At 72.4% G+C, this 8,861-nt stretch carries 5 protein-coding genes; 3 read left to right on the forward strand and 2 right to left on the reverse strand.

Going from position 1 to position 8,861, the window contains the following annotated elements; all coding sequences use genetic code 11:
* On the reverse strand, positions 1 to 3,150 hold a 3,150-nt coding region (locus BIU89_RS09355; protein ID WP_254791563.1), incomplete at its 3' end, for an Ig-like domain-containing protein.
* Between the two features lie 141 nt (positions 3,151 to 3,291).
* Between BIU89_RS09355 and BIU89_RS09360 the strand changes: the two genes are divergently transcribed.
* The 3 genes from BIU89_RS09360 to BIU89_RS09370 all read left to right on the forward strand — a co-directional run bounded on the left by BIU89_RS09360 (position 3,292) and on the right by BIU89_RS09370 (position 8,199).
* Positions 3,292 to 4,365 (forward strand): 3-oxoacyl-ACP synthase III, encoded by a 1,074-nt coding sequence (locus BIU89_RS09360; RefSeq protein ID WP_042537701.1) that lies wholly within the window; start codon positions 3,292 to 3,294, stop codon positions 4,363 to 4,365.
* Positions 4,362 to 7,079 (forward strand): alpha/beta fold hydrolase, encoded by a 2,718-nt coding sequence (locus tag BIU89_RS09365; protein WP_254791565.1) that lies wholly within the window; start codon positions 4,362 to 4,364, stop codon positions 7,077 to 7,079. Before BIU89_RS09360 ends, BIU89_RS09365 begins: the two co-directional genes overlap by 4 nt.
* 124 nt (positions 7,080 to 7,203) lie before the next feature.
* On the forward strand, positions 7,204 to 8,199 hold the full coding sequence (locus BIU89_RS09370; RefSeq protein ID WP_071246077.1) for an NAD-dependent epimerase/dehydratase family protein: 996 nt from the start codon (positions 7,204 to 7,206) through the stop codon (positions 8,197 to 8,199).
* On the opposite strand, the gene BIU89_RS18910 is transcribed toward BIU89_RS09370, so the two are convergent.
* A complete protein-coding gene (locus BIU89_RS18910) occupies positions 8,175 to 8,828 on the reverse strand; it encodes a gamma-glutamylcyclotransferase family protein (RefSeq protein ID WP_254791566.1) in 654 nt (217 codons plus the stop codon). The genes BIU89_RS09370 and BIU89_RS18910 overlap by 25 nt on opposite strands.
* Between the last annotated feature and the right edge of the window lie 33 nt (positions 8,829 to 8,861).

Below are 8,861 nucleotides of genomic sequence, written 5' to 3' on the forward strand. Positions count from 1 at the left end.
GAGCTTGTGCTCGCCGTCGTTGAGCGGCTCGTCCAGCTCGATGCTGAAATCCCCGTCGTCGTTGGCTTCGCCGCGGCCGATCTCGGTGCCGTCCTCGTCGCGGATGATGACCGTCGAGCCGGGCTCGGCGGTGCCGGTGATGGGGCCCTTGCCGTTAGCGAGATCGCTGGGGCTTGTGACGACGGGTGCTTCCGGTGCTTCGGTGTCGACGTCGACCGTGGTCTTCGTTTCCTCCGAGGTGTTGCCGGCGTCGTCCTGGGCGACGAGTTCGAGCTTGTGCTCGCCGTCGTTGAGGGGCTCGTCGAGCTCGATGGAGAAGTCGCCGTCGTCGTTGGCGTCGCCGCGGCCGAGTTCGTTGCCGTCTTCATCGCGGATGATCACCGTGGCACCGGGCTCGGCGGTCCCGGTGATGGGGCCCTTGCCGTCGCTCAGGTCGGACGGGCTTGTCACGACGGGTGCGGTCGGGGCCTTCGTGTCGACGTCGACGGTGGTCTTCGTCTCTTCGGAGCTGTTGCCGGCCTTGTCCTGCGCGACGAGTTCGAGCTTGTGCTCGCCGTCGGTCAGCGGTTCGTCCAGCTCGATGGAGAAGTCGCCGTCGTCGTTGGCGTCGCCGCGGCCGATTTCGTTGCCGTCCTCGTCACGGATGATCACCGTGGCACCAGGCTCAGCGGTCCCCGTGATGGGTCCCTTGCCATCGGTGAGGTCGGACGGGCTGGTGACGACCGGTGCCGTGGGTGCTTCGGTGTCGACGTCGACCGTGGTCTTCGTCTCTTCGGAGGTGTTGCCGGCCTTGTCCTGGGCGATGAGTTCGAGCTTGTGCTCGCCGTCATCCAGGGGCTCGTCGAGCTCGATGGAGAAGTCGCCGTCGTCGTTGGCCTCACCGCGGCCGAGCTCGTTGCCCTCCTCGTCGCGGATGATCACGATCGAGCCCGGCTCCGCGGTACCCGTGATCGGTCCCTTGCCGTCGCTCAGGTCGGACGGGCTGGTGACGACGGGTGCGTCGGGTGCTTCGGTGTCCACGTCAACCGTGACCGGGGTGGGGGTCGAGATGTTGCCGGCGTCGTCCTGTGCGATCAGTTCGAGGTTGTGCTCGCCGTCGTTGAGGGGCTCGTCCAGCTCGATGCTGAAGTCGCCGTCGTCGTTGGCTTCGCCGCGGCCGATCTCGTTGCCGTCCTCGTCACGGACGATGACCGTGGAGCCGGGCTCGGCGGTCCCGGTGATCGGGCCCTTGCCGTCAGCCAGGTCGGTCGGACCGGTGACGATCGGTGCGTTCGGAGCGTCGTCGTCCACGTCCACCGTGACCGGCGTCGGGGACGAGACGTTGCCGGCCTCGTCCTGCGCGACGAGCTCGAGGTCGTGCGCGCCGTCGTCGAGCGGCTCGTCGAGCACGATGGTGAACTGCCCGTCGTCGCGGGCCTCGGCACGGCCGAGTTCGTTGCCGTCGGCGTCACGCACGATCACCGTCGAACCGGGTTCGGCCGACCCGGTGAAGGGGCCGGTGCCGTCGGCGAGGAACTCGGGGGTCGTGCTGATCGGCGCATCGGGTGCGGTGACGTCGGGTGCGGTGACGGTCACGGGCGAGGGAGCCGACTCGTTGCCGGCGTCGTCCTGCGCGACGACCTCCAGGCCGTGGTCGCCCTCGGTCAGCGGCTCGTCCAGCTCGACCGAGAAGTCGCCGTCGTCATTGGCTTCGCCGCGCCCGATCTCGTCGCCGTCCCGGTCGCGGATGATCACGATGGAGCCGGGCTCGGCGGTTCCGACCACCGGACCGGTCGGGGTCGCGAGGTCCTGGCGCTCGACGACCGGAGCATCGGGCGCGGTGGTGTCCGGGACGACCGCGGTCGCGGTCGCCGGGCCGGACTCGTTGCCGACAGCGTCGGCGGCGACGACCACGAGATCGGTCGCGCCCTCCGGCAGCGGCGCGTCGAGACGGACGGAGAAGTCGCCGTCCTCGTTCGCGCGGTCGCGGCCGAGTTCGTTGCCGTCACGGTCCCGGACGATGACGATGGAGCCCGGGTCGGCTGTACCGGTGATGGGTCCGGTCGGGTCGTCGAGGGTGCCGGGGTCGTCGACGATCGGGACATCGGGGGCGGTGGCGTCGACGTCGAGGGTCGCCGTGGTGGGTTCGGCGGTGAAGCCGTTGCGGTGCTGCACGGCGGTGACGGTGACCGACCCGTCTGACAGCGCCTCGGTGACGGGGAGCGACCAGGTGCCGTCGTCGCCGACGGGGACGTTCACCGGTGCCCGGTCACCGACGGTCACGTCGACGGTGCCGCCGGGGACGCCCCGGCCGGTGATGGTCGGCTTCGGTCCGACGGCTGCGGTCGGCTCGTCGATGACGGCGGCGGTCAGCGGGATGGTGACCTTCCACGTCGATGTCGTCTGCTCGTTCGTGTTGACGTAGTCGGTGGCGGCGTTCGGGGCGAACGAGCCGTGCACCGTGACGACGTCGCCCGGCAGCGCCGAAGCGTCAACGGTGACCGGCACCCGGATGTGGTTGAAGTTCGCTCCTCCGGTGTAGAGCGGCTGGGGGTTCCCGCCGAGGCAGTCGGTCTGCGTGGGAGACGTGAACGTGCAGTTCGCGACGTTCGCCGTGCCGGAGTTCGCCACGGAGAACGGCGGTCGTCCGCGTGTGAAGGTCGCAGGGCCGGTGATGGTCCAGTGGAAGTCGAGCGCGCCGCGCGGGATCGTGAAGCTACTCGCGTTCTTGACGTTGAAGATCGACGTCTCGAACCGCTGTCCCGGCTGACCGACCGCGTCCGGTGCGCCCTCGACGTACACGTTGATCGACGTCTCGTTCGGCGTGACCTCGTCGGTCGTGGGCTGCGCCTCGGGGGTGGGGGTCGGGGCGGGCGTGGTGCTCGGCGCCGGGGCCGGCTCCGGCTTCGTGGCGGGGTCGGCGTCGACCGGGGCCGCGGTGTCCGCGGGCGCCTCGGGCTCGACAGGCGCGCCACTGTCGACAGGCGACTCGCCCTCGGCCTCGCCCTCGCCCTCGCCCGGAGCCTCCGGCTCCACGGACTCGTCGGCTCGCTCCTCGGTCGGCGCGGGCGCCGTCGTGACGGTCGTCGCGGCGGCCATGTCCGGCACCGCCAACGGCGCGAAGGCCAGCAGGAGGGCTGCGGCAGAGGTGGACTTGCTGAGCGGGGGCATTCGGGGCTCCGATCGAAGGGGTCGGTAGCCATCGTATGCAATATGTATTTCACATGCAATGCATTGCTCTGGTTCAGGGCCGTCCAGCGCATCCGGATCGCGCACACAGGCCAGATGCGGAAGTATGTGTCGGTGACGATCATGACGGAACGGCCGGTCGACCAGGCATCGAGCAGTGAACCGGAGCAGCCCGGCAACGCCACGGCGAAGCACCGGAACGTCTCACTGCTCTCCGTGGCGACCACCACGGCGGAGCGTGTGACGACCTCGGCCGACATCGAGGCCAAGCTCCGCGGGGTCCTCCGTCGGCTCCGTCTGCCGATGGGACTGCTCGAGCGCGTCGCCGGGGTCATCGAGCGCCGCAACTGGGGCGAGGGCCAGACCTTCCAGGACGCGGCGATCGACGCCGGCCGTCGTGCCATGGCCGAAGCCGGTGTCCGTCCGGACGAGATCGGGCTGCTCATCAACACCTCGGTGACGCGCCCGCACCTCGAACCGTCGGTGGCCGTCCGCCTGCACCACGGCCTCGGGCTGCCGTCGTCCGCCATCAACTTCGACATCGCGAACGCCTGCCTGGGGTTCGTCAACGCCATGAGCGTCGCCGCGGGCATGATCGACTCCGGTCAGATCAAGTACGCGCTCGTCGTCGACGGCGAGGACGCCGACCAGGTGCAGCTCAACACCATCGACCGCCTGAACCAGGGCGGCCGGAACCGCAAGGACTTCATGAGCGAGTTCGCCAGCCTGACCCTCGGGTCCGGTGCCGCGGCGGCCGTGCTCGGCCCGGCGGACCTGCACCCTGAAGGCCACCGGATCGTCGGCGGCGTCACCCGCGCGGCGACCCAGTGGTACGACCTGTGCGTCGGCAGCGTCGACGGCATGTTCACGGACGCGAAGATGCTGCTCAAGGGCGGCATGGAGCTCGTCGTCGCCGCCTGGACCGAGGCCCGAGCCCACTTCGACTGGGCCGACATGGACCGCTACGTGCTGCACCAGGTCTCCGACGTGCACACCAACGCCTTCGTCGAGGCGATCGGCATCCCGCGCGACAAGGTCCCCACCACGTACCAGCGGTTCGGCAACGTCGGCCCCGCGTCGATCCCGATCACCCTGGCCGACGAGGTCGCTTCCGGCGGCATCCGTCGCGGTGACCGCGTGTTCCTGGGCGGCGTCGGTTCCGGCATCAACACGGCGATGATGGAACTCCACTGGTGACGTCCCGGCTGCCCCGCGTCGCCGCGAGCACGGCTCCGGCGACGCAGCCGCCCTCCCTGCCCGGCCTCGACCCGGCCTGGTCGCGTCTGGTCACGGTCCCCGCGTGGTCTGCAGAACGGCCGGGAGGCACGGATCGCGTCGCGCGCACCTGGCACCTCCTCGACACGGCCGGGTCCCTGGCCGTGCTCGGCGTGGAACCGATCGGCACGATCCTCTGCGTGCACGGCAACCCGACGTGGTCGTACCTGTGGCGGTCGGTGCTCCGCACCTCGCTCGAGGTCGCGCAGGCCGGCGGACCGGCCTGGCGTGTGGTCGCCGTCGACCAGCTCGACATGGGCTTCTCGGAGCGCACCGGCGTCGAGCGCGGACTGGCGCAGCGAGTCGCGGACCTCGGAGCCCTGACCGACGAGCTCGGGCTGACCGGGCCGGTCGTCACCCTCGGCCACGACTGGGGTGGTGTGGTGTCGCTCGGTTGGGCGGTCGACCACCCGGACGTCCTGGCCGCCGCGATGACGTGCAACACCGCCGTGCACCAGTCCGACGACGCCCCGATCCCCGCACCGTTGCGGCTCGCCCTCGGTCCGGGGATGCTCGGCCGCGCGACGGTCGTGACCCCGGCGTTCCTCGAGACCACCCTGGCCATCGCGCACCCGAAGCTCGAGCGGGCCGTCGCCGACGGCTACCGGGCGCCCTACCGCGGTGCCGCCCGACGCGGTGGCATCGGCGGGTTCGTCGCGGACATCCCCGTCGACGCCCGGCACCGGAGCGCACCCGAACTCGACCGCATCGCCGCCGGGGTCGCCGCGCTCGACGTGCCGGTGCTCCTGCTCTGGGGTCCGCGCGACCCGGTGTTCCTCGAGCGCTACCTGGACGACCTGACCGAACGCGTGCCGCACGCCGACGTCCACCGGTTCGAGGGCGCCGGGCACCTGCTGCCGGAGGACGCCGACGTGGCGGGCGCGGTGTTCGACTGGCTCGGTGACCGCCTGCCGGACGGTGGCCGTCCTGCCCAGGCCCCCACGGGCCTCCAGTCCGACGCCGTGGACCCGGGCCAGTCCGCACAGGCGACCCCGCCGCTCTGGGCGCGGCTCGACGAACTGCGCGAGAGCGACGAACCCGCGCTGGTCGAGATGGCCGCCGCCGGTGGCCCCCGCACGATCACGTGGCGGCTGCTCGCCCGACGGGTCGACGAGATCGCCGCAGGACTCGACGACCTGGGCGTCCGGAGCGGCGACCGTGTCTCGCTCCTGGTGACCCCCGGTGCCGACCTGACCGCCGTCCTGTACGCCTGCGTGCGGATCGGGGCGGTCGTCGTCGTCGCGGACGCCGGACTCGGACTCGGCGGCCTGACCCGGGCCGTCCGCGGAGCCCGACCGGACTGGATCATCGGCGCGCTGCCCGGGCTCGGTGCCGCGCGTGCCCTCGGCTGGCCGGGGCGACGCATCGCGACGGTCTCGTTGCCCGCGCCGGCCCGGAAGGCGCTGCGCGTGGAGCACACGCTCGTCGACGTCGCCCGCCGCGGAGCCCGCCGTCTCGCGCACGGCACCGCGCTACCGACGGCCCCGTCGCCGGACGCGCCCGCGGCCGTGCTCTTCACCTCGGGATCGACCGGGCCGGCGAAGGGCGTCGTGTACACGCACGGCCAGCTCAGTGCCATCCGGGACGCCCTGGCCACCCAGTACGACGTCGGTGTCGGCACCGGCCTCGTCGCCGGGTTCGCACCGTTCGCGCTGCTCGGCCCGGCCCTCGGGGCACGGTCGGTCGCGCCCGACATGGACGTCACCGCGCCGCGCACCCTGACGGCGAAGGCGGTCGCGGCCTCGGTCGCCGCGGCTGACGCCACCGTGGTGTTCCTGTCGCCGGCGGCCCTGGCGAACGTCGTCGCGACCGCGTCGGAACTCACCGACGCCGACCGCCAGGCGCTGCGGGGCGTGCGGCTGTTCCTGTCGGCCGGGGCTCCCGTCTCGGCTGCGCTGCTGACCGCGGCGACCGAGCTGATGCCGAACGCCAGCGCGCACACCCCCTACGGCATGACCGAGGGGCTGCTCATGACGGACGTCGACCTGGACGGGGTCCGTGCCGCCGGCCGGTCCGATGACGAGGGGATCTGCGTGGGGGTGCCGGCAGCGAACGTCCGCGTCCGCATCGCACCGCTCGACGGTTCCGGGCGCTCGACCGGAGCCCTGACGGACGAGCCCGGGATCACCGGCGAGATCGTCGTCGCGGCACCACACGTGCGCGACCACTACGACCGGCTCTGGCGCACCGACCGGGTCTCGCGCCTCGGCGTCGACGACCCGCGCGGGCACCGCACCGGGGACGTCGGGCACCTGGACGGCGCGGGACGGATCTGGGTCGAGGGCCGGCTGCAACACGTGCTGACCACCCCGGACGGGGTCGTCACGCCGGTGGGGCCGGAGCAGCGGATCGAGGGCGTCGACGGTGTCGGACGTGCCGGGGTCGCGGGTATCGGGCCGATCGGCACCCAGCAGGTGGTGGCCGTCGTCGAGACCGACCCTGCCGTGCGCCGGCCCGGGCTGGCGTCGCCGTCGCTCGCCGCAGCGGTCCGTGCCGCCGCCGGAGTGCCACTCGCGGCGGTGCTCGTCGTGCCCGTGCTGCCGACGGACATCCGGCACAACTCCAAGGTCGACCGCACCCGGCTGTCCCGCTGGGCCGGCTCGGTGCTGTCGGGCGGCCGGATGGTGCGCCCGTGAGCGGCGCGTTCGGCGCGTTCTCGCGCGCTCAGCGACACCTCACGGGCCGTCGGGTGCGTGAGGTGTCGGTGAGCACGAATCTTCGACCCGTCGCGGTTCGAGACGGCGGCCGGATGGTGCGCCCGTGAAGGTCCTGGTCACCGGGGCCAGCGGGTTCCTCGGGCAGGCCACCGCCGCAGCCGTGCGGGACGCCGGGCACGAGGTCCGGACCTTCCAGCGCCGTCCCTCCGGGGTGTCGGGCGTGCAGGACGTCGCCGGGACGATGACGGACGACGCTGCGATCGCCCGTGCGGTCGACGGGGTCGAGGCGGTCGTGCACCTGGCCGCGAAGGTGTCGCTCGCCGGGGACCCGGCCGACTTCGCCCGGGTCAACGTCGAGGGAACCCGCGCACTGCTGGCGGCCGCCCGTGCCGCCGGCGTCGGGCGCTTCGTCTTCGTGTCGTCGCCGTCGGTCGCGCACACCGGGTCGTCGCTCGTCGGGGCCGACGCCGGTCCGGCCGAACCGTCCCGTGCCCGTGGCGACTACGCCCGCACCAAGGCCGCGGCGGAGCTGCTGGCACTCGGTGCCGACGCCCCGGACTTCGCCGTCGTGGCCGTCCGGCCGCACCTGGTGTGGGGTCCGGGGGACACCCAGCTCGTCGGACGGATCGTCGAGCGGGCCCGAGCCGGACGGCTCCCGCTGCTCGACTCCGGCGCTGCGCTCATCGACACGCTCTACGTCGACAACGCCGCGACGGCCATGGTCGCGGCACTCGAACGCGTCACGGACGACGGCGTGCACGGCAACGCCTACGTGGTCACGAACGGTGAGCCCCGACCCGTCGCCGATCTGCTCGCCGGCATCTGCACGGCGTCGGGCGTCCGGCCCCCGCAGTGGCACGTGCCGGCCGCGGTCGCACGGGCCGCGGGCTCCGTGGTCGAGGCCGTCTGGCGCGTCCGACCGGGCGAGGACGAACCGCCGATGACCCGGTTCCTGGCCGAGCAGCTGTCGACCGCGCACTGGTTCGACCAGCGGCGGACCCGGCAGGAGCTCGGGTGGACCCCGTCGGTGTCGATCGACGAGGGGCTCGAGCGACTGGCCGCAGCGACCGCGGTTCAGGCTTCGTCGGCGGCGACGTAGACCCAGGCCGTCCGACCCGAGGCGAGTGTGACCCGCACGCGCTGGTAGTCGGCGACCTCGTACCCGTCGACCGCGCGGAGCTGCCACTCGTACCCGAGAGCCAGGGCCACCCCTTCGACGACGTCGTCAGGAGCACCGCGGCGCAGGATCGGGTGCTGGTCCGAGCCGCTCGTCCGGATGACGTCCGGGTCGGTGATCGTCACCCGGTCGAGCCGCCAGCCGGGCAGGGAGTCCGGGGCGGTCGGGACGTGCTCGCCGAACAGCGACTCCTGCACGAGGGGCTGCTGGAGCGTGCCGTAGGAGAACACCCGATGGGTCTGGCCGGGCAGGTGCTCGGGTCGTCGGACCGGCTTCGGAGCGATCCTCGGTGTCGAGGTCCAGACGAGTGCACCCGCGAGCCCGGTGAGTCCGAGGTGGAGCAGCCCGACGACGGCGAGGACGCTGCCCCACAGGATGCTGCTGGTGTCACCGGGGCACACGTACTGCAACCCGTCGTCCTCGACGTCGACGCAGGTGGCTGCGCCGTTGCCGATCCCGACGGCGATGGCGATGATGCCCACGAGGAGGCAGACGAGCGCGAACGCGCCGAGACCGATGACCCAGCGCTGGCCGGGGGAGAGACGCTTCACGTCGCGAGGGTAGCGGACCGGAGGCGCGGATCA

It is taken from the genome of Curtobacterium sp. MCBA15_005 (assembly GCF_001864855.1).
In the GTDB taxonomy this organism is placed as follows: Bacteria; Actinomycetota; Actinomycetes; order Actinomycetales; family Microbacteriaceae; genus Curtobacterium; species Curtobacterium flaccumfaciens.